Below are 19,951 nucleotides of genomic sequence, written 5' to 3'. Positions count from 1 at the left end.
CCCAGCTTGGAGTTTTGTGCCAATTTGGCAATCCCCAAAGGGATCAGGCGCGCAGACGCTCGTTGGCGGGATCCCAGAGCGGCTGGTCTTCCTGCACCACAGCCCGGTACTTCTGGCCGTAGATCTCAACCTCAAGCTCTGTGCCCGGGTTTGCGACCTCGGTCTTGACCATGCCCAGCGCGATAGACTTGCCAACACGATAGCCCCATGCGCCCGAGGTCGTCTCGCCCACGATCTGATCGCCCTGCCAGATGCAAGACATGTAAGGCGCGTCGCAATCGCCTGCGTCCACTGTCAGCGTGACAAAGGATTTCTTCACACCCTGTTGCTTTTCGTTCAGGATTGCGGACTTGCCGGGGAAGTTCTGCGGTTTATCCAGTTTGACGAACCGCTCCAGCCCGCCTTCCAGCAGCGAGTAGTCGGTCGACAGATCGCCCTTCCACGCACGGTAGCCTTTCTCGATACGCAGCGAGTTCAGGGCGTACATGCCGAACGGGGTCGCACCCGCGTCGAGGATCGCTTCGTAGATCGCCGGCATGTCTTCGTTGAGGGCGTGAACCTCCCACCCCAGCTCTCCGGCGAAGGAGACGCGGATCAGGAAGGCCGGTTTGCCCGCCACGGTCGCGGATTGATGCGTCAGCCAGCCGGTGGACAGATCCGCATTGCTGAGGCCCGAGAGAATCTCGCGCGATTTCGGGCCGGTCACTATCAGCGTGTCACGAGTGGTAGTGACGTCCTCGACCGAAACACTTTCTGGCATTGCTGACATCAGGATGTCGCGGTCGTGCCACTGCGCGGTAGCGGCCGTGATCATCACGAACTCATCCTCGCCTAGTCGGATACAGGACATCTCGGTCAGGATACGGCCACGGTCGTCCGAAATGTAGACGAGGTTGATGCGGCCAATTTTGGGCAGACCACCGGTGATCAGGCCACGCAGAGCTTCGGCAGCGCCTTCACCTTTGACCATGAAACGCGAGAAGCCCGGCAGGTCCAGCACGCCGCAATTGTCTCGTACGGCTTCGCACTCTTCCTTGATGCGCTGCTCCCACGGGCCGGAGCGGCCCCATGTATGCGTTGCTTCCAGCGAGGTGTCGTCGCCCGGCTTGGCAAACCAGTTGGCACGTTCCCAGCCGTTATAGGCCCCCATGACACCGCCGAGTTCTTTGACCTTGGCATGGACTGGCGACAGCTTCTTGTCGCGCGCAGCAGGCCATTCGTGGTGCGGGAAGTGCATGGCGTATTCGTTGCCGTAGACCTCCATGCCCTTCTGGTTGCAGTAGTCCTGATCTGTGTAGTCGGTGTAGCGGCGCGGATCGACGGCCCACATATCCCATTCGGTGTGGCCATCAACGATCCATTCGGCCAGTACTTTGCCTGCACCACCACCTTGCGCGATGCCGAAGGTAAAGCTGTGCGCTTCAAATGCGTTCTTCACACCGGGCATTGGGCCGATCATCGGCAGACCGTCCGGCGCGTAAGGGATCGGGCCGTTGATCACGCGACCAACCCCCGAGGTTGCCATCAGCGGAACCCGTTCCATCGCGTCGGTGATGATGTCCTCAATCCGGTCCAGATCGTCGTTCCAAAGCTGGAAGCTGAAATCCTCGGGCATCGGATCGTCTTCGGTCATCCACTCGCCCTTACAGTTGGGCTCGTAGGGGCCAAGGTTGAAGCCGTTCTTTTCCTGACGCAGGTAGTATGAGATATCCACGTCGCGCAGCAGAGGCAGTTTGCCACCGTTCTCCTTCGACCATGCTTCAACCTCGGGGACTTCATCGGTCAGCAGATACTGGTGGCTCATGACCATGGCGGGCACCATGCGGCCGCCATAGGGTTTGAACATCTCACCGATGCGCTGCGCGTAGTATCCGGCCGCGTTGACAACATAGTCGCAGGCGATGTCGCCCTTTTCGGTGTGAACGGTCCAAGTGCCGTCATCGTGCTGCGTTACATCGGTGGCCGGGCAGAAGCGGATGATTTTTTGGCCCAGATCACGCGCGCCTTTGGCGAAGGCTTGTGTCAGCTGCGCCGGGTCGATGTCACCATCGGTCGGGTCGTACAGCACGCCCTCAAGATCATGGGTTTCAAGGAACGGGTAGCGTTCTTTCGCCTGCTCCGGGGTCCACATCTCCATCGGTATGCCCTGGTACAGGCCCATCGACATCGCGCGTTCGAATTCCTGCATGCGCTCTTTGCTATGCGCAAGACGGATCGACCCCGAGACGTGGTAGTTCATGGGATAGTCGACTTCTTCGGCCAGACGCGAATACAGCTCGGTCGAATAGCGCTGCATGTTCATGATCGCCCACGAAGTCGAGAAGGTCGGCACGTTGCCCGCCGCGTGCCATGTAGACCCCGCAGTCAGTTCGTTCTTTTCCAGCAGAACGCAGTCCGTCCAGCCTTTTTTCGCCAGATGATACAAGGATGAGCAGCCGACAACGCCGCCACCGATGATGACCACACGGGCCTTGGTTGGAAAATCACTCATGTGTTTTGATCCTCTGTTACTGTGCCCGCTGGGGCAGATCGTCTGAGATGTCGTAGTAGTCACCTTTGTCCGCGACAAAGATGTGCTTTGAGAGTTTCAGGCCCGTCGGTGCGCTGAGCGCCCCCATCGAGATCGAAATCGTGTCTTCTTCATTGTGCTGCCAGAACAGGAATGAGCCGCATTCGCTGCAGAACCCGCGCCGGGCGGTCTCTGAGGCGCGGAACCAACGCAGCGTGTCACTGGCGGTGAAGCTCAGGTTGTCCTGATGCGTCCATGTCGATGACCAGACATGACCCGATTGTTTGCGGCACTGACCGCAATGGCAGGCAGAGGGCGGCGAGAGGTCTCCGTCAATCGTAAACGCAACTTTGCCGCAAAGGCAGGATCCCGTCTTCATATAGCTACCCCCTTGCTGCGGGCGCAGAGCTGGCACCCAGCAACACGCCATAGATGATGAAACAGGTCGCCATGATCCGGCGGACCCAGATATTGAACACAGCCCCCAATGCCGCCTTGCCCATCAGGGCGCCAAGCAGAGTGAAGCCGGTATAGCTAAGCGTCGTGATGATCAGAGCGGTCGGCATGATCACCCCCATCTGCTGCCAAATCGGTACGTCGGGCTGCACGAATTGCGAAAAGGCCGCCAGATAACCAGCAACGCTTTTTGGATTGATTGTCGCCACCGCCAGCGCATGCAGATAGACATGCCGCGCCGGGCGTTCAGTGGCAGGCGCTGGCCGTTTTGCGTTGATCCATCCGCGAATGCCCACCCAGATCAGAAACCCCGCCCCGATCAGTTTGGCGATGAAAAACGCGGTAGGTGAGGCTGCGATCAATGCCGTTATGCCCAGCGCCGACAAGACTAAAAACGCACTGGCCTGTGTGAGGATCGCAAGCACCCCAAGCATCGCCTTCGGGAAGGGTAAGCTCATACCGTTTGAGATACAATTGACCGCATTCGGGCCCGGAGTGGTGACGAACACCACCCAGAACAGCGCGAATATGGTCCAGGCCTCAAAGCTCATCAGTATACCGGTGGTGCAATGACCCAGATGGCCACGGCGGGCTCATCATAGGGGTTTGCCCATTGATAGGGTTCGTGCTTGATGCGGAAACTGTCGCCCGGCCCGACCGTGAAGTGCCGCACGCCGATCGTCAGGTCCAGTTGACCCGAGATGATATAGCCGACCTCCTGCGTTGGTCGGTCCGCGGGTTTTTGCATTTTGGATCGGGGCTCAAAGGTGGAATGCACCATCTCGAAATCATCGGTCAGGTCTGGCGACAGAAGTTCCTCGATCAAGCCTTCCTCGCCTGAACCCATCGGGCGTCGTGACACGGCGCGGACCACATAGCCCTGCTCCTCGACCGGGGCTGCGGAATGCGAAAACAGCATCGACATGGGAACGCCCAGGCATTCCGCGATCTGACGCAGGTCCGAGATTGAAGGGTCGGACATGTCCCGCTCGACCTGACTCAGCCAGCCGACCGAGCGGTTCAGGCGGTCGGCGATTTCAGTCAGCGTCAAACCTCTTGCCTTGCGCAAGGCCCGCAAGTCCGCTCCGAGCGTCGCGCGCTGAGGGGTTTGCGTGTTCAAAGCCAGACTCCGATTCTCGTGAAATTCCTGTTACGTTTTTCACGATGCCTCAGTTCCGTGAAATTTCAAAGCGCTTTTTCACGGCAAATTGTAGGTCAGCGACCAAATCCAAGATCCACAAGGATTTAGTTAGGGTTGCCGCTAGGCGGAGAACACGATTTGAAGAATTTTGGTCAGTTCGGACGCGTCAACATCCGTGAAAGCATCCGGCTGGTCGCTATCGATGTCAAACACGGCAATAACTGCGCCCGAGGCATCGCGTACCGGCAAAACAAGCTCTGACCTTGTGGAAGATGCGCAGGCGATATGACCCGGAAAGTCATCCACATCCGGAACCAGATGCACCTCACCCGTGCGCGCGGCTGCGCCGCATACGCCGCGCTCGAACGGGATGACCAGACAGCCGTGACCGCCTTGATAGGGGCCGATTTTCAGCAGGCCCGGTTCGGTGACGCGGTAGAACCCCGTCCAGTCAAAGCGACTATCGGCGTGATGCACCTCGCAAGCAATTGTCGCCATCAGGGAGATCTGATCGGTTTCGCCTTCGGTCAGCGAGGCGATTGTTTTGGCGAGGGTGTCATAGTCGACGGTCATGTTGGCACTGCTCCGATCCGGGTTTTGGGGCGCTGCCCCCTCTTGAGCCAAAGGCTCAATTCACCCCCGGAGTATTTGCAAAAAGATGAAGGGTCAATTGCGTTCGATGGCGATTGCCGTTCCTTCTCCGCCGCCGATGCAGATGGCTGCGATCCCGCGTTTCAGGCCGCGTTTTTCCAGCGCGTTCAGAAGGGTGACCATGATCCGAGCGCCAGATGCACCGATTGGGTGGCCGAGGGCGCAGGCTCCGCCATTGACGTTGACCTTGTCGCGCGGCAGGCCCATTTCGTGCATGAAGGCCATTGGAACCACGGCGAACGCCTCATTCACCTCCCACAGGTCCACATCATCTTTGGTCCAGCCTAGACGATCCAACAGCTTTTGCGCCGCTGGAACCGGAGCGGTTGTGAACAGGCCCGGTGCTTGCGCATGGCTGGCGTGGCCCAAGATGCGCGCGCGGACGGTTAGACCTTGTGCTTGGGCGGCGTCTGCAGAGGCCAGAACGAGAGCGGCCGCTCCGTCAGAAATGGAAGAGGAATTGGCCGCCGTCACCGTGCCATCCTGACGGAAGGCTGGTTTCAGCGTCGAGATTTTCTCGGGTCGGGCGGATTTGGGTTGCTCATCTGCCTCAAGCACCAACGCCCCCTTGCGGGTTTGCACCGTGACCGCTGCGATTTCCCCATCAAATGCGCCACTGTCCTGAGCGGCCAGCGCGTTCGAGAGGGATTGCAGCGCGTATTCATCCTGCGCCTCACGGGTGAACTGATAGGTCTCAGCGCAGTCTTCGGCAAACGTTCCCATCAGGCGGCCTTTGTCATAGGCATCTTCAAGCCCGTCCAGAAACATATGGTCTACGACCTGCCCATGCCCGATCCGCGCACCACCGCGCATCTTGGGCAGCATGTAGGGCGCGTTTGTCATACTCTCCATCCCGCCCGCGATCATGGTATCTGTGTGGCCCAAAGCGATCTGATCAAACGCGATCATGGCGGCCTTCATACCAGAACCGCACATCTTGTTGAGGGTCGTGGCGGGCACCTCTTCGCCCAACCCCGCAGCAAATCCCGCCTGACGTGCTGGGGCCTGCCCTTGCCCCGCCGGAAGCACACAGCCCATCAGGACTTCGTCGACAGTTTCCGCGCCCGCCTGCTGCAAGGCGGCGCGAATCGCGGTTCCACCAAGTTCGGCAGCGGGAACTCCATCGAACATGCCCTGGAACCCACCCATAGGTGTGCGGGCCGCGCCTGCGATCACTACGTCTTTCATTGGAAATCCCTCCTCTTGTCGGAACTTGAATACCGAATGGTAAGATTTGCCGTCTAGCGTATTTCTACGACGTAATTTCAGCTGAAAAGGGCGGTCAATCATGGGGCTGACCAGCACAACAACCGACGCGGCGCAAATCATTACCGTTCATTCGGAACGGATAGATGCAGCCATCGCGATCCAGTTCAAGGAAGACATGCGCCGCGAAATAGAAACCGACGCAGCTCGCATCGTTCTGGATCTGGCGGGCGTGGAATTCATTGATTCAAGCGGATTGGGGGCCATCGTCGCCTCGATGAAACAAGTTGGAAACGAGCGCCGGCTGGATCTGGCCGGGCTGCAACCCGTGGTCGAAAAAGTGTTTCGCTTAACGCGAATGGACACCGTTTTCAGGTTGTACGATTCCCTGGACGACGCGCTGTCGGCGCAAGCAGAGTAACGCGGCCAACGTAGATGTGTGTAACGCCGTCCAGTGATCAAACCTGCCTGCACCTGAGCTTTCCGGCGATTGAAGCGGAAGCCAGTACTGGCATTGCGGAATTGAGCGCAGGCCTGGCCCGACACGGCTTGCCTGTCGAAAAAGCGGACGACGTGAAGATTGCCTTGGCGGAAGCGATCAACAACGTCGTCGAGCATGCCTATTCTGGCATTGAACCCGCCAAAGTGCAGGTCTGTTGCCGGTTGGAGCAAAACCAGCTGGACATTCTGATATCGGATACGGGGCGTCCGCTGCCCGGCTGCAAACCTCCGGATGGGACCCCGGCCTCAGTTGAGACCAGCCTGCAGGACCTGCCAGAAGGGGGCTTCGGGTGGTATCTTGTTCACGAACTGACCAACGAGATTCGGTATGAGCGTCGCGATGGTTGTAATATTTTGTCATTGCGGTTTGACGTCCCAATGCCCGAATGAACCAGAGTATTTGACGCGAAATAGCCACAATAAGGCCTTTTTCGAACCATCACGCCGCCCCAAACGACTGTCAAACATGTCACCGTAGCTCAGATAGCTTCCCTCGGCGCCAAGTGTCACAGCCCCCACCCAGTGAACGGCGCCGAGGAACCTCTCTACCCTCATTGAAGAACTGGACAATCATTCCCTGCGCGATAGGTTCGCGGTGTTCAACGTAAGGGGATGATGATGCGGGATTTACACAAGCCGGGCCGGTCCGAAGTTTTGGCCACAAACGGGATGTGTGCGACGTCGCACCCCCTCGCGGCGAAAACCGCCGTCGACATTCTGGAACGCGGTGGCAATGCCATGGATGCAGCCATTGCCGGGGCCGTCTTGCTGGGGATTTGCGAGCCGCAGATGACCGGATTGGGGGGCGATTGCTTTGTCCTCTACAATCGCGCGGGGGAAAACCAGATCCGAGCGTTGAATGGCTCAGGCCGGGCACCTGCTGCTGCGCAAGCCAGCACACTGCGGGATCGAGGCTTGACCTTGGTGCCTCTGACCAGCCCAGACGCAGTTACAATACCGGGCGCGGTCGACGCGTTCTGTCATCTAAGCCAAACCGAAGGCCTACTGGGGCTGGATGCCATTCTGCAACCGGCCATTCACTATGCGGAACGGGGTGTGCCGGTTGCTCCACGCGTTTCTTTCGACTGGCGCAATGGCGAACCGACCCTTCAGGGGGCCGCGCGGGATCACTATTTGATACAGGGGCAAGTACCCAAGACAGGTCAGGTCTTTCGAGCGCCAAAACAGGCCGAGGTTCTACGACGGGCGGCAAAGGATGGCCGGGATGCCTTCTATTCTGGTGAAATCGCGGAGGATATGATCGCCGCCCTTTCCGCCTTGGGGGGCCTCCACACCGCCGAGGATTTCCAATCGACCCAATGCACCCCCTCCGATCCGATGCGCGGCACCTATCAGGGCGTTGATCTGGTCGAGCATCCCCCCAACGGCCAAGGCGCAACGGCGATTTTGCTACTGAATATCCTCAAGCATTTTGACCTTGCCAGCATGAACCCATTGGGCGCGGAACGGGTCCACATCGAGGCCGAAGCTACGAAACTGGCCTATGACGCACGCAACCGCTTCATCGCAGATCCCGATCATATGGCGCGGGCCGAGCGGTTTTTGGACAAAGACATCGCCGCATCCCTCGCGGCTTTGATTGATCCGAAACAGGCTATGCCCGCTGCCGCCCCGCTGACCGAAGCGATCCACAAGGACACCGTCTACATTACAGTCGTCGACCGCGATCAGATGACCGTGTCGTTGATCTATTCGATCTTCCACAGTTTCGGCTCGGGGATCGCATCCGAGAAATACGGCATCTTGCTGCAAAACCGCGGCGCAGGCTTCACCCTGCAAGCCGGGCACCCAAATGAGCTGGGTGGCGGCAAACGCCCGATGCACACGATCATTCCCGGCATGCTGGCCGAGAACAACCGCGTGATGATGCCCTTCGGCGTCATGGGTGGGGCGTATCAACCCACAGGACATGCGCGGTTCGTGTCAAACCTGATGGATTTCGGTTTTGACCTGCAAGAGGCCATCAACGCCCCCCGTGCCTTCGCCGACGGAGGCATCCTGAAGCTCGAGCGCGGGTTCCCCGAAGCGGTTGCTCAACAATTAAGCGAAATGGGTCACACTGTGGAGGTCCCAGAAACTCCACTGGGTGGCGCACAGGCCATACGAATCCGTGAAGACGGTGTTTTGGAGGGGGCTAGTGACCCCAGAAAGGACGGTTGCGCGTTGGGGTATTGATCAACGCGCAGGCGCGCCGCCCCGCTCAGTTCAGATGGAAGTGCAGCGGGTAGGATCCATCTTCGAATGGGCCGAACATGTTAGGGATGTCGGGATGCTCAACCGGCTCACCCGATCGGTCCTCGATCAGATTTTGTTCTGAAACATAAGCAACATAGAAGGATTGATCGTTCTCAGCCAACAGGTGATAGAACGGCTGATCCTTGATCGGCCGACTGTCTTCTGGGATGGCTTCGTACCATTCCTCGGTATTTGAAAACTCTGGATCCACGTCAAAAATCACCCCTCGGAAGGGATGTTTCTTATGTCGCACAACTTGTCCCAGGCCGTACTTGGCATGTGTCTTTAGCATTGTTTCAGCCCCCAAAGAGGTTACTACCTCTTTCCGGGCAGAAAAGCCAATCATTGATGTGAAATTAAGGGAAACAGTCTGTGAACCTCTTACTGACAGTGTTCGAAATTGCGGCACCCGTGTTCCTTTTGTCAGCAATCGGCTTTGTCTGGGTCAAGCTTGGCTTTGAATACCGCCTACAGTTTGTGACGCGTTTTGCAATGACGCTGGCAGTCCCCAGCCTGATTTTCGTGGCCTTGATGCAGACCGAAATTCCGGGTGGTGACCTGTCAAGGTTCACTCTGGCCACCATTGCGGCCAATCTGGTTCTCGCGGTCGTGTTCTGGATCATTGTAAAGGTGCTAAAGCTTGAGCAACGCACCTACCTTTCGCCGCTGATCTTCGGAAACACCGGCAATTTGGGCCTTCCCCTATGCATCTTTGCATTTGGTCAGGCCGGTTTGGGATATGCCGTGATCTTTCTGGCCGTGACCGCGCTGTTTTCCTTTACCTACGGGATCTATCTGGTCGCGGGCAAAGGCGCTTTCGGACAGGTCATCCGTCAGCCCATGGTCTGGGCCACGCTGCTGGGGGCGCTGTTCTTGTGGCAAGACTGGGAAACGCCTCTGTTCCTAACCAACACCTTGGATTTGCTGGGGCAAATGGCTGTTCCGATGATGCTTGTGACCGTCGGAGTTGCGATCGCGCGCCTGACCTCTCGCAGTCTTCGCCAGGCCATTTGGCTGTCGCTTCTCAAGCTGGTGGTCTGCTTTGCCCTCGGATGGGGCGTTGCCATCCTCTTCGGGCTTGAAACCATCGCATTCGGTGTTCTGGTCTTGCAAATGTGTACCCCGGTCGCTGTCACTTCATACCTGCTGGCCGAGCGGTTTGAGGCCGACGCAGACGCCGTAGCAGGCATGGTTATGGTCTCAACGGTGCTGTCTGTCGCCGCGTTACCGGGTGTTTTGGCTATCGTTCTGTAACGATTGTGATTTCCTCAGCGCTCAATCTGCGCTAGAATGCCTGAAAAAAGGCACGAGGCACATGAGCAGAATTCTATTCGTACTCCTAGGGGTGCTGCTTTTGGCATCCTGTGGTGGCGGGTCTAAACAGCCACCCAGCAGACTAAATGACGCGTGCAGCATTGCGCGCGAGAAACCTGACTACATCAAAGCCTTCAAAAAAACCGAGCGGAAATGGGGTGTCCCCGTTCACGTTCAGATGGCGACGATCTATCAGGAAAGCCGCTATCGTCATGATGCGCGCACCCCTCACCGCTATGTGCTGGGCGTGATCCCGATGGGTCGGCAGAGCAGCGCCTTTGGCTACAGCCAGGCTCTGGACGGCACGTGGGAAGAATACCAGCGTGAAACCGGAAAACGCCGCGCCAAGCGGGACCGAATTCGCGACGCGTCCGATTTCATCGGCTGGTACATGAACAAAACCTACGAGCGGAACGGCATCAACCTGGGCGACACGCGCAACCAGTATCTGGCCTATCACGAAGGTCATACAGGCTATGCGCGCGGCAGCTACAACCAGAAATCCTGGCTATTGAATGTGGCCAGCGATGTCGATGCACGGGCCAACCTGTATCAAGCTCAGCTGGCCAGCTGCCGCTACTGACTTGGGCGGGTCAGCGGTCGCTAGACCCGACCCGTTTGCTGTTCGAGAACAAGCTCTGATCGAGGCGTCCGCCCTCGGTCAGTTCCCCCAGAAGAACCGTGGTTTGACTGCCTGCATTATCGTGGATCACCCATTTCCGCAGCTCGACGGGGTTGTCCGTAAACATCAGCTCAATCCGCCCGGACTCGGGGTTTTTAGGATCCTGTGCCGTCACAACGGTTGCGGTCCCGTCAAAGTCGTGACCAACGACCATATTGGCCTGCCCCAGATTCACGTTCCGAGCCAGCACAAGTGACAGAGGCGTCCGTTTTAGCGGGTATTGTTCGGGCGGCTGGTTGGATTTCGGATCAAAGATCTGAACACTCCCCGAACGCGCAAGAACAACAGCACTGTCGGGCGGATCATATTCGAACCGCATCTTACCGGGCCGTTGAATCCATAGCTTGCCGGTACTGAGCGAACCATCATCGTTTACTTGGGTAAAGCTGGTCTGAACCGTTTTCATCTTGTTCAGATAATTGGAGATCTCCGACAGCGGCAGCTTGTCCGCCGCCCATGCGGCAGGCGCGGCCAGTGTCAAAGCAAGGGCAAAAGCAATCTGTTTCATACGACTCAGATAAGGCTTCTGCCCTTGTTATTAAATATCCTACTGCTCTGGGACGAGGATTTCCCGCTTACCGACGTGATTTGCCGCCGAAACAACGCCTTCGTCCTCCATCTGTTCGACCAGACGGGCGGCCTTGTTGTAGCCGATGGCAAGTTTCCGCTGGATGTAAGAGGTCGAGCATTTGCGATCCTTTATCACAATCGCCACCGCCTGATCGTAAAGCGCGTCTTCGCCGTTGGTGTTGCCACCGGTGCTCAAACCCAATACGGCGTCGATGTTATCGGCTTTTTCCTCAGCCGGGCCATCGACCACACCGCTCATGTAATCGGGCGGACCGAATTGCTTCAGATGGTTGACGATTTCTTCGACCTCTTCGTCCGACACAAACGGGCCGTGGCAGCGGGTAATCTTGGCGCCACCCGCCATATACAGCATGTCACCCTGCCCCAGCAGTTGCTCGGCGCCCATCTCGCCCAGAATGGTGCGGCTGTCGACCTTTGAGGTCACCTGGAACGAGATCCGGGTCGGGAAGTTCGCCTTGATCGTACCGGTGATCACGTCAACCGAAGGGCGCTGCGTCGCCATGATCAGGTGAATACCCGAGGCACGCGCCATCTGCGCCAGTCGCTGAATGCAGGCTTCGATCTCTTTGCCCGCGACCATCATCAGGTCGGCCATCTCGTCGACGATAACAACGATATAGGGCATCGCCTCGGGCGCGAACTCTTCCGTCTCAAAAGTAGGCTCGCCGGTTTCATCGTCAAAGCCCGTCTGGACCGTGCGGCTGAACATCTCGCCCTTGGCCAGCGCGTCCTTCACGCGACCGTTGTAGCCGGCGATGTTACGGACACCCATTTTGGACATCTTGCGATAGCGATCCTCCATCTCGCCCACGACCCATTTCAGAGCCACAACCGCCTTTTTCGGGTCGGTCACAACGGGGGACAGCAGATGCGGAATGCCATCATAAACCGACAGTTCCAGCATCTTGGGGTCGATCATGATCAGGCGGCATTCGTCCGGCGACAGCTTGTAAAGCAGCGACAGGATCATGGTGTTGATCGCCACAGACTTACCCGAGCCGGTCGTACCCGCGATCAGCAGGTGAGGCATCTTGGCCAGGTTCGCCACAACGGACTCACCGCCGATATCCTTACCCAGCGCCAGAGGCAGCGCATGGTTGCCATCCCCGAAATCACGGCTGGCGAGGATTTCACGCAGCACCACCATCTCGCGGTTTTCATTGGGCAGTTCGATCCCGATCACCGAGCGGCCCGGCAAGGTCGAAACACGAGCCGACAGCGCCGACATCGATCGCGCGATATCGTCGGCCAGACCAATCACCCGGCTCGCTTTCAGACCCGGCGCGGGTTCCAGCTCGTACATGGTGACCACCGGACCAGGGCGGACGCTGACGATCTCACCTTTCACGCCGTAGTCGTCTAGCACGTTCTCCAGCATCCGCGCGTTTTCTTCCAGCGCCTCGTCACTCAGGTGATGACGCTGAATGCTGGCCGGGTTGGACAACAGGCCCAAGGGGGGCAGTTCGAAATCGGAATGCCGTTCTTCGAAGGACAGGGTCGGCTGCGCCTCGGCCTGCGCCCGACGGGATGGCGGCGGAGTGCGTCGGACGGGTTGGGCAACAACAGGCTTGCGCGGCTCGGCCACTGGGATCTTCACGGCTGGGCGCTGTGGCACAACGGGCTCAGGTGTCGCCGTATCTTCGAATACCGCGTCATCGTCGTAGGCATGGGCGGCGTAGTCATCCTCGGGCATGTAGTTCGCCTCGGGCACATAGTCGGGTTCGGGCTGATAGTCATGCGCCGTGTCTTGCCACGTCGGCTCAGCCGACAAAACAGGTTCGGGCGGCAGGCCAGCAGCGGTCATGGGCGGCTCGGGCGGCAGTTCACCCGCCCCTCTGGGATTGAAGATCAGCGGGTCCGGCCCGCGACCGCGGCCCTTGGTCAGGGGCAGGTTGGGGTCATGTTCAGGGGCCATCTCGCCCGTCGCCACCTTACGATTGCGCACAGCGGCCGAAATCTTCGAGCGGATACGATCTTCACCCGGCATTTCATCAAAACCCTGCACGGGCATGGCTTCGACCAATTCAGGCTCTGGCAGCGGCTCGGGGCGACGGATCAGCGCTGGCATCCGGGCCAGCAGGCCGGTTTTGGGGGCGGGTTCGGGTTCTTCCTCGACCTCTTCGAAGATTGGGTCTTCGAATGCGATCTCGTCGTCGAAAACGGGCTCGATCCGCGCGGCGCGGTTTTCTTTCCATTGCTCACGACGCTCTCGCGCAGACTGTACCGTGGCCGAGGCACCCCGACCCAATAGGTTCATCAGCATGTCGTAAGACATGACCAGCCCAAGCAGGAACGCCCGCGTTCCACGCGCGACATCAACTTTGGTGAAGCCCAGAACAAAGATGCCTAGCGCCAGCATTCCGACGGCCATGGCCAGCGACATCAGCTTGACGAGGAAGTGGGAGGAGATCGGCAGAAGGGTCAAAAAGGCCCCCATGACGGTGTCGCCAAACAGTCCGCCCAACCCATAGCTATGGGTCGCGCGCCAGACCTCGCCCGGAACCAGAGTGGCGGCGTAAACCGAGACGATGGCGATCCAGATCGGCGCAAAAATCAGCCGCGCCACGGCGCGATCTTCGCCGAAATGACCGGCGAAACGCACACCCCAACCGATCAGAACCAGCGCGATCCCCCAGCTGCCCCAGCCAACGATCATGAACAACGGCGCAGCGATCGAGGCACCGATCCGGCCCATCCAGTTCTGCACTGGCGCGTCGGTCGAGACCATCCAGTTCGGATCTTCCGGTGTGTAGGACCAGATCATTGCCGCAGCGGCCAGCCCCAACAGAATCAGAGCGATCCCGATCAGTTCCTTGGTACGCCGCTCAATCGCGGCCTGAGTCGTGCTGTCCAGTAATGGATCGCGGTTGCGCGCGTTCAATGATGCCATTTTGCCCTCGTACCTCACGAATAGATGCAGTCACGAAGCTTGATTAGCCCCTGCTGCAACTCTTTTTTTGGAGCCACCAAAGCGGCCCGGATAAATTGCTCGCCCGGGTTTTGCCCCGGATCTCCTTGAGAAAGATATGCACCCGGCAGGACCCGAACGCCGGTCTCCTGCCACAGCTTCAACGCTGTTTCTTCGCCGTTCTCGACGGGCAGCCACAGGAAAAACCCGGCCTCGGGCGGCATGTAGCCCTGCAGGCCCGAGAAGACCTCATCCGCGATGGCATATTTTTCCTGATAGAGCGCGCGGTTCTCGACCACGTGAGTCTCGTCGGCCCAGACGCGCGCAGCGGCAGCCTGTAGCGGCAGCGGCAACGGCGCACCCGCATAGTTGCGCAGCTGTTTGACCCGTTTGATACTGTCCGGACCGCCCGCAATCAGGCCCGAGCGCAGCCCGGCCAAATTCGACCGTTTCGACAGAGAGTTGAACAGAAGGACCCGCTCAGGATCAGCGCCCAGCTCTTGTGCGACGGTCAGGGCACCAGTTGGGGCCTCATCGCGGTATATCTCGGAATAGCACTCATCGGCGAAAATGCGGAAATCGTATTTCTCGGCCAACCCGATCAACTCGGCCCAATAGTCGCGCGAGGCGACAGCCCCCTGCGGGTTCGCAGGCGAGCAGATATAGGCGGCAACCGTCCGGTTCAGCACATCCTCAGACAGGCTGGTATAGTCCGGCAAATGGCCGGTCGCCGCGGTGGCGGATACGAAATAGGGCTGCGCCCGGACCGAGATCGAGGCGACCATATAGACCTGATAAAAGGGGTTCGGACACAGAATGATGGGATCTCGCCCGTTCTTCTGTTCAGGGCACAGCGCCATCGCCGCATTGTACAGCCCCTCACGCGTGCCGTTCAGGGCCATCACATTGGTATCGGGGTCCATCGTCACGCCGTAGCGGCGCTTGATCCAGTTGGTGATCGAACCTCGCAGCTCGGGCGAGCCTTCATTCGGGGGATAGCCCTGAAACCCGGCCGCGTTTTCTGTGATGACGTCTGTGACCCAAGCGGGGAAATCATGCATCGGCGCGCCGATGGTCATGTGAATCACGTCTCCGCCCGGTTGATGATGGTCCAACAGGGTGCGCAGACGCGGGAATGCGTATTCCGGTAGGTTCGAAAACCGCTCGGGGAAATTCATATCTACTGCCTCAATATCGGGATCGTTTTCGCCCCGTTTGATTGGCAGATTATAGATCGGACACCGCCCCGTCCAGACAAAGAGGTTCCGAATCAGGGGATTGTGGCATTCACGCCAATGCGGTTTCCGCCGCGGAACCCAACCGAAGCAGTGCTTCTTCCGAGCCGGGATAGCCCAGCATCATCAAGCCACAGCCCGCAGTTCCGGTCGGCAGGGTCAGCGCCGCAAGCCCCATCAGATTGCCGATACGCGTGTTGCGCAGGGCCAGCAGATTCTCGGTCACGTAGTAGTCGTGATCGCTGAGGAGCCGTTCCAGGTTGGGTGGCAGGATGGGTGACGTTGGCGCCAAAACCGCATCAAACCCGGCGGTCGCCGCATCCCACGCCGCGCGGCAGGCCTTGAGCCTGGACCATGCGGCCACATAGTCGGAACCTGACACGTCCTTGCCTGTGCGAAACCGTTCAAGAATCTCAGGATACATCGCCTCGGGGTTGGCTTCGATGACGTCTTTCCACAGCCCGTAGGCCTCAGTCGTGTAGAGCACACCCGAAAGCGCCATTGCATCGTGCAGTTCAGGCACCTCCAGCGGCACGATCTCGGCCCCGGCATCGCGCAAACGGTCCAGCGCATCGTCGAAGGCCTGTCGCGGCGCATCGCGCAGGTCGTCCTTGGCGACGTTTTGCAACTCGGCAAAGCGGCGGCCTTTCAGGCTGGCACCACGCAGATCCGCAGGTGTGCCGCCTTCCAGCAAGGCCAGCATATGCGCGGCGTCTTCGACGGAACGCGCCAGAGGGCCAACCGTATCGAACCGCAGACAGAGCGGCACGACCCCTTCGAGGCTGAGCCGTCCAGCCGTGGTCTTCAGCCCCACCAGATTGTTCCAAGCCGCCGGTATGCGCACCGACCCGCCCGTGTCCGAGCCAATCCCGCAGGCCGCCAGCCCCCAAGCCACCGAGGCCCCGGCACCCGAGGATGATCCTCCCGGTACGGCATCCTCATCGTCCACACAGGGCGGGGTGTACGTGATCGGGTTCAGACCAAGCCCTGAAAATGCCAGCTCGCTCATGTGGGTTTTGCCGAGGCATACGGTACCCATGGCCGTTGCGTTGCGTAAGACCACAGCATCCGCGTCCGGCACGCGCCCCTTCAACAAGGCCGAGCCCGCCTCAGTTCCGATACCAGCCGTGTCGAACAGATCCTTCCAGCTGATCGGCACGCCATCCAGCAAGGATCGACGCAAGCCCAAGGTAGCGCGCTCTTTCGCGGCTTTTGCCTCAGACCGGGCACGATCATGGGTGACGCGCGCATAGATACGGTCGCGGTGGGGATGGGCGTCAATGGCGGCCAGATAGGTCTCGGTCAATTCGACGGGGTCGATTTGCCCCTTCCCGATCCCACGACCCAAATCACAGGCCGTCATGGTTAGCCATTCCTGCATTACACCCCTCCTTGCGTCTGACTTTCTGGGACGGTAGCGACAGGACCGCACATGGACAATCCCGAAAGGGCGCGCATATTGCAGGGCATGACACAGGCATCGAAAATCCTGATCGTGGGCGGAGGCCTGAACGGCGCGGCCCTTGCATTGGCACTGGCGCAAACCGGGCATTCTGTTTGCGTGATTGACACGTTGGGCGAAAAGGTCCGCAAGAACGCGGCATTCGACGGGCGGTCTTATGCGCTGGCGCTGGCGTCCAAGCGGTTGCTTGACGCAATCGGTGTGTGGGAGCGGGTCGAGGAACATGCCCAGCCCATGCTTGAGATCAAGGTAACCGATGGCCATGCGGGTATCGGGCCGTCACCCTTTTTCATGCATTTCGACCATACCGAGATCGAGGAAGGCCCGATGGGCTACATGGTCGAAGATCGCCACCTGCGCCGCGCGTTTCTTGAGGCGATGGCGCAAGACAAAGCGATCACACAGATCAACGGCAGAACGGTCGTTTCGCAACAGGTCGATGCAACCGGCGTGACGTTGACGCTGGATGATGGTGCGAGTGTTGAGGGTCATCTGATCGTAGGCTGCGACGGGCGCAGCAGCGGAACCGCGTCCCGCGCAGGGATCAAGCGTACCGGCTGGGATTACGGCCAGACTGCCCTTGTCTGCGCGATTGAACACGCCCTGCCGCATCACGGCATTGCCCATCAGTTCTTCATGCCCCCCGGCCCGCTTGCGATCCTGCCACTGACAGGCAATCGTAGCTCGATCGTCTGGAGCGAACGCACCGAAGCAGCACAGCGCATCAACGCCCTGACCGAGGCCGATTACCTGCAGGTCTTGCGCCCTCGGTTCGGAGATTTTCTGGGCGACATCCGCCTGCAGGGCGACCGCTTTACCTATCCGCTGAACCTGACCATCGCCAATTCCTTCATCTCGGATCGCCTGGCCCTTGTTGGCGACGCCGCCCACGGAATGCACCCCATTGCAGGCCAGGGCCTGAATGCCGGGCTCCGGGACGTGGGTGCTTTGGCGGAAGTGCTGACCTTGGCCGGACGGCGCGGCGAGGATATCGGCTCGGTTCTGGTGCTGGAGCGCTATCAGGAATGGCGGCGGTTCGACACAGCCTCGCTGGCGATGGCGACCGATGTGTTCAACAAGCTGTTTTCGAATGACAACCCGCTGCTGCGCCTTGGGCGGGACATCGGGATGGGCATTGTCGGATCCCTGCCCGGCCTGCGCCGAGGCTTTGTCCGCGAGGCCGCCGGGTTGACCGGCGACCTGCCGAAGCTCTTGCAAGGACGGGTAATCTAGAGCATTCGTGAGCGCTCAGAACCGCTCAGTCCAGCGCGCGCGCCTCATCGACCAGCATCACGGGGATGCCGTTGCGGATCGGAAAGGCCAGACCCGCGGCCTTTGACACCAGTTCCTGCTTATCCGCATCATAGTGAAGCGTCGTATGCGTCTGAGGGCAAATCAGCGCCTCAAGCATGTGGCGGTCAAAAGCGTGTTCAGGCTCGCTCATTGCAGTTTTTCCTCGTTTGATCCGCCCCGCAGCGCGAATTCGATCAATGTCACCAGCGTCTCACGCCTTGTGCGTAGACAAGGGGCCTCTAACAGAGCCTGTTTGTCCTCCGGATCGAAATCCATCAGCATCGACAGCGAATTTACCAAGAGCTCATCATCTGCTTCTTTCAGCGAATCCCAATCCGTCGACAGATCACGCGAGTCGAAGAAGCGTTCCAGCAGGTTCAGAAAGCGGCTGCGGTCGAAAACGTCGTCCTTCTCGGCCTTGCCAAGATCGCGGTCAAACCCATCCCAGGACACTTCGCACCGGCGATAAGGTGTGAAGGCGTCCAGTTCGGACTTGATACGGAACCGAGACACGCCGGTCAGGGTGATCAGATAGCGGCCATCCTCAGTCTCGGAGAATTGCGTGACGCGACCGGCGCAACCGATCCGATGCAGCTTTGTTTCATCGTTCAGCGAGGGGTTCGGCTGAACCATTCCGATCAGCCGCTCCTTTGTTTTCAGGGCATCGTCCAGCATCTGAAGGTAGCGCGGCTCGAAGATGTGCAACGGCAGTCGCGACCGAGGCAGCAGCAGCGCCCCGGGCAGTGGAAACACGGATATCGTATCCGGCAAGTCGGCGGGATGAATCATAGACCCGAGTCTAGCTCTGATCCGAAATTAGGCAAATATCATCGAGCTGAGTTTGCGCCGCCCGTTCAGAACAATCGGATCGTTGGGCTTGAGCGCATCGAAGATCGTGAACAACTGCGTTTTGGCAGCGCCCTCGTTCCACTCGCGATCGCGGCGGAACAGCTCCAACAGCTGTGTCACGGCCTCTTCAACATCGCCATTGGCGTGCAGGGCCTGCGCCAGATCGAACCGAGCCTGATGATTGTCGGGATCGGCCTCAACGGCTGCGGTCAACTCGGCCACCGGGCCCACATCCGCCGCCTGCTTGGCCAGCTCCAACTGGGCATGGGCAGCTTCGAGTTCCGGCGCGTTGGAAATCTCGGCGGGCGCACCGTTCAGGATCGCCTCGGCCTGTTCCAGATCATCCGAGGCAATATGCGCACGCACCAGACCACCATAGGCAGCGGCATGGTTGGGGTCTTCGCCCAGAATCGCGGCAAATGTTTGCGCCGCATCTACGGCTGCACCTTCAGCCAGCATCTCTTCGGCCGCCTGCACGGCGTCCTCCAGTTGACCACCGGGACTTTCACCACCGGCAGCCTCGATCACGCGGTCGATAAAGGCCTTGATCTCGGAACCCGGCAAAGCGCCTTGAAAGCCGTCCACCGGCTGACCCTTGAAGAACGCATAGACGGTCGGGATCGACTGGATGCGCATCTGAGACGCAATCATCTGCGCCTCGTCCACGTTGATCTTGACCATCTTGACTGCGCCTTTGGCCGCGGTCACCGCCTCTTCAAGCGCGGGTCCAAGTGTCTTGCACGGGCCGCACCAAGGTGCCCAGAAATCCACTATCACCGGAATTTCCTGCGACGCCTCGACCACATCTTCCATAAAGGTGGCTTCGCTGCTGTCCTTGATCAGATCGGTGGCTGAGGTGCTTTCCGCGCCGCTCAGAAGGTCCATGGCATTCACTCT

At 59.3% G+C, this 19,951-nt stretch carries 20 protein-coding genes; 6 read left to right on the top strand and 14 right to left on the bottom strand.

Going from position 1 to position 19,951, the window contains the following annotated elements; translation table 11 throughout:
• Positions 1-43: 43 nt before the first annotated feature.
• The 6 genes from ACR0C3_RS07260 to ACR0C3_RS07235 form a co-directional block, all read right to left on the bottom strand.
• The gene (locus ACR0C3_RS07260; protein ID WP_480757896.1) at positions 44-2,491 is read right to left on the bottom strand and encodes a GcvT family protein; all 2,448 of its coding nucleotides are present in this window, start codon (positions 2,489-2,491) and stop codon (positions 44-46) included.
• Between the two features lie 16 nt (positions 2,492-2,507).
• Positions 2,508-2,888, bottom strand: coding sequence for a GFA family protein (locus ACR0C3_RS07255; protein ID WP_480757895.1), 381 nt, complete (start codon positions 2,886-2,888; stop codon positions 2,508-2,510).
• A 4-nt stretch (positions 2,889-2,892) separates the two neighbouring features.
• A complete protein-coding gene (locus ACR0C3_RS07250; RefSeq protein WP_480757894.1) occupies positions 2,893-3,516 on the bottom strand; it encodes a LysE family translocator in 624 nt (207 codons plus the stop codon).
• A complete protein-coding gene (locus ACR0C3_RS07245; protein WP_170690663.1) occupies positions 3,516-4,085 on the bottom strand; it encodes an XRE family transcriptional regulator in 570 nt (189 codons plus the stop codon). Before ACR0C3_RS07245 ends, ACR0C3_RS07250 begins: the two co-directional genes overlap by 1 nt.
• Positions 4,086-4,226: 141 nt before the next feature.
• Entirely contained in the window at positions 4,227-4,679 is a 453-nt protein-coding gene (locus tag ACR0C3_RS07240; protein ID WP_480757893.1) for a GAF domain-containing protein, read from the bottom strand.
• Positions 4,680-4,772: 93 nt separating this feature from the next.
• The gene (locus ACR0C3_RS07235) at positions 4,773-5,945 is read right to left on the bottom strand and encodes a thiolase family protein (protein WP_480757892.1); all 1,173 of its coding nucleotides are present in this window, start codon (positions 5,943-5,945) and stop codon (positions 4,773-4,775) included.
• Between the two features lie 100 nt (positions 5,946-6,045).
• Here ACR0C3_RS07235 and ACR0C3_RS07230 point away from each other — a divergent pair, with 100 nt between their 5' ends.
• From ACR0C3_RS07230 to ggt, 3 genes are all read left to right on the top strand, one after another.
• A complete protein-coding gene (locus ACR0C3_RS07230; protein WP_480757891.1) occupies positions 6,046-6,384 on the top strand; it encodes an STAS domain-containing protein in 339 nt (112 codons plus the stop codon).
• A gap of 14 nt (positions 6,385-6,398) precedes the next feature.
• Positions 6,399-6,854: an ATP-binding protein gene (locus ACR0C3_RS07225; RefSeq protein WP_480757890.1), complete on the top strand. Its 456-nt coding sequence runs from the start codon at positions 6,399-6,401 to the stop codon at positions 6,852-6,854.
• Positions 6,855-7,082: 228 nt separating this feature from the next.
• Positions 7,083-8,660: a gamma-glutamyltransferase gene (gene ggt / locus ACR0C3_RS07220; protein WP_480757889.1), complete on the top strand. Its 1,578-nt coding sequence runs from the start codon at positions 7,083-7,085 to the stop codon at positions 8,658-8,660.
• Positions 8,661-8,685: 25 nt separating this feature from the next.
• Here ggt and hspQ read toward each other — a convergent pair whose 3' ends face one another.
• Positions 8,686-9,012, bottom strand: coding sequence for a heat shock protein HspQ (hspQ, locus tag ACR0C3_RS07215; protein ID WP_170375556.1), 327 nt, complete (start codon positions 9,010-9,012; stop codon positions 8,686-8,688).
• Positions 9,013-9,092: 80 nt separating this feature from the next.
• Between hspQ and ACR0C3_RS07210 the strand changes: the two genes are divergently transcribed.
• Positions 9,093-9,974: an AEC family transporter gene (locus tag ACR0C3_RS07210; RefSeq protein WP_480757888.1), complete on the top strand. Its 882-nt coding sequence runs from the start codon at positions 9,093-9,095 to the stop codon at positions 9,972-9,974.
• A gap of 61 nt (positions 9,975-10,035) precedes the next feature.
• Positions 10,036-10,617, top strand: a complete 582-nt coding sequence (locus ACR0C3_RS07205) for a transglycosylase SLT domain-containing protein (RefSeq protein WP_170375559.1) — start codon at positions 10,036-10,038, stop codon at positions 10,615-10,617.
• 10 nt (positions 10,618-10,627) lie between these two features.
• Here the strand turns inward: ACR0C3_RS07205 and ACR0C3_RS07200 are convergent, their stop codons facing one another.
• The 4 genes from ACR0C3_RS07200 to ACR0C3_RS07185 all read right to left on the bottom strand — a co-directional run bounded on the left by ACR0C3_RS07200 (position 10,628) and on the right by ACR0C3_RS07185 (position 16,831).
• Complete coding sequence (locus ACR0C3_RS07200; RefSeq protein WP_170375561.1) at positions 10,628-11,224, bottom strand: outer membrane lipoprotein carrier protein LolA; 597 nt, start codon at positions 11,222-11,224, stop codon at positions 10,628-10,630.
• 39 nt (positions 11,225-11,263) lie between these two features.
• Complete coding sequence (locus tag ACR0C3_RS07195; protein ID WP_480757887.1) at positions 11,264-14,197, bottom strand: DNA translocase FtsK; 2,934 nt, start codon at positions 14,195-14,197, stop codon at positions 11,264-11,266.
• A gap of 14 nt (positions 14,198-14,211) precedes the next feature.
• Positions 14,212-15,393 (bottom strand): aminotransferase class I/II-fold pyridoxal phosphate-dependent enzyme, encoded by a 1,182-nt coding sequence (locus ACR0C3_RS07190; protein WP_480757886.1) that lies wholly within the window; start codon positions 15,391-15,393, stop codon positions 14,212-14,214.
• 109 nt (positions 15,394-15,502) lie between these two features.
• Positions 15,503-16,831, bottom strand: coding sequence for an amidase (locus tag ACR0C3_RS07185; protein ID WP_480757885.1), 1,329 nt, complete (start codon positions 16,829-16,831; stop codon positions 15,503-15,505).
• An 87-nt stretch (positions 16,832-16,918) separates the two neighbouring features.
• Here ACR0C3_RS07185 and ACR0C3_RS07180 point away from each other — a divergent pair, with 87 nt between their 5' ends.
• Positions 16,919-18,145: an FAD-dependent monooxygenase gene (locus ACR0C3_RS07180; RefSeq protein WP_480757884.1), complete on the top strand. Its 1,227-nt coding sequence runs from the start codon at positions 16,919-16,921 to the stop codon at positions 18,143-18,145.
• 25 nt (positions 18,146-18,170) lie between these two features.
• Here the strand turns inward: ACR0C3_RS07180 and ACR0C3_RS07175 are convergent, their stop codons facing one another.
• The 3 genes from ACR0C3_RS07175 to trxA are packed head-to-tail and all read right to left on the bottom strand — an operon-like array spanning position 18,171 to position 19,939.
• Positions 18,171-18,356, bottom strand: coding sequence for a Trm112 family protein (locus ACR0C3_RS07175; RefSeq protein WP_170460087.1), 186 nt, complete (start codon positions 18,354-18,356; stop codon positions 18,171-18,173).
• A complete protein-coding gene (locus ACR0C3_RS07170) occupies positions 18,353-18,994 on the bottom strand; it encodes an LON peptidase substrate-binding domain-containing protein (protein ID WP_480757883.1) in 642 nt (213 codons plus the stop codon). Before ACR0C3_RS07170 ends, ACR0C3_RS07175 begins: the two co-directional genes overlap by 4 nt.
• A 27-nt stretch (positions 18,995-19,021) precedes the next feature.
• Positions 19,022-19,939, bottom strand: a complete 918-nt coding sequence (gene trxA / locus ACR0C3_RS07165; protein WP_480757882.1) for a thioredoxin — start codon at positions 19,937-19,939, stop codon at positions 19,022-19,024.
• Between the last annotated feature and the right edge of the window lie 12 nt (positions 19,940-19,951).

Source organism: Ruegeria sp. CK3 (assembly GCF_056536565.1).
The sequence above is the reverse complement of the archived record's forward strand: the minus strand, read 5'-3'. Positions and strand labels throughout refer to the sequence as shown.

Excerpts from the sequence above, each read along its gene's own strand:
- ACR0C3_RS07260 (WP_480757896.1), bottom strand. The coding sequence starts at position 2,491 with ATGAGTGATTTTCCAACCAAGGCCCGTGTGGTCATCATCGGTGGCGGC.
- ACR0C3_RS07255 (WP_480757895.1), bottom strand. The coding sequence starts at position 2,888 with ATGAAGACGGGATCCTGCCTTTGCGGCAAAGTTGCGTTTACGATTGAC.
- ACR0C3_RS07250 (WP_480757894.1), bottom strand. The coding sequence starts at position 3,516 with ATGAGCTTTGAGGCCTGGACCATATTCGCGCTGTTCTGGGTGGTGTTC.
- ACR0C3_RS07240 (WP_480757893.1), bottom strand. The coding sequence starts at position 4,679 with ATGACCGTCGACTATGACACCCTCGCCAAAACAATCGCCTCGCTGACC.
- ACR0C3_RS07235 (WP_480757892.1), bottom strand. The coding sequence starts at position 5,945 with ATGAAAGACGTAGTGATCGCAGGCGCGGCCCGCACACCTATGGGTGGG.
- ACR0C3_RS07230 (WP_480757891.1), top strand. The coding sequence starts at position 6,046 with ATGGGGCTGACCAGCACAACAACCGACGCGGCGCAAATCATTACCGTT.
- ACR0C3_RS07225 (WP_480757890.1), top strand. The coding sequence starts at position 6,399 with ATGTGTGTAACGCCGTCCAGTGATCAAACCTGCCTGCACCTGAGCTTT.
- ggt (WP_480757889.1), top strand. The coding sequence starts at position 7,083 with ATGCGGGATTTACACAAGCCGGGCCGGTCCGAAGTTTTGGCCACAAAC.
- hspQ (WP_170375556.1), bottom strand. The coding sequence starts at position 9,012 with ATGCTAAAGACACATGCCAAGTACGGCCTGGGACAAGTTGTGCGACAT.
- ACR0C3_RS07205 (WP_170375559.1), top strand. The coding sequence starts at position 10,036 with ATGAGCAGAATTCTATTCGTACTCCTAGGGGTGCTGCTTTTGGCATCC.
- ACR0C3_RS07200 (WP_170375561.1), bottom strand. The coding sequence starts at position 11,224 with ATGAAACAGATTGCTTTTGCCCTTGCTTTGACACTGGCCGCGCCTGCC.
- ACR0C3_RS07195 (WP_480757887.1), bottom strand. The coding sequence starts at position 14,197 with ATGGCATCATTGAACGCGCGCAACCGCGATCCATTACTGGACAGCACG.
- ACR0C3_RS07190 (WP_480757886.1), bottom strand. The coding sequence starts at position 15,393 with ATGAATTTCCCCGAGCGGTTTTCGAACCTACCGGAATACGCATTCCCG.
- ACR0C3_RS07185 (WP_480757885.1), bottom strand. The coding sequence starts at position 16,831 with ATGCAGGAATGGCTAACCATGACGGCCTGTGATTTGGGTCGTGGGATC.
- ACR0C3_RS07180 (WP_480757884.1), top strand. The coding sequence starts at position 16,919 with ATGACACAGGCATCGAAAATCCTGATCGTGGGCGGAGGCCTGAACGGC.
- ACR0C3_RS07175 (WP_170460087.1), bottom strand. The coding sequence starts at position 18,356 with ATGAGCGAGCCTGAACACGCTTTTGACCGCCACATGCTTGAGGCGCTG.
- ACR0C3_RS07170 (WP_480757883.1), bottom strand. The coding sequence starts at position 18,994 with ATGATTCATCCCGCCGACTTGCCGGATACGATATCCGTGTTTCCACTG.
- trxA (WP_480757882.1), bottom strand. The coding sequence starts at position 19,939 with ATGGACCTTCTGAGCGGCGCGGAAAGCACCTCAGCCACCGATCTGATC.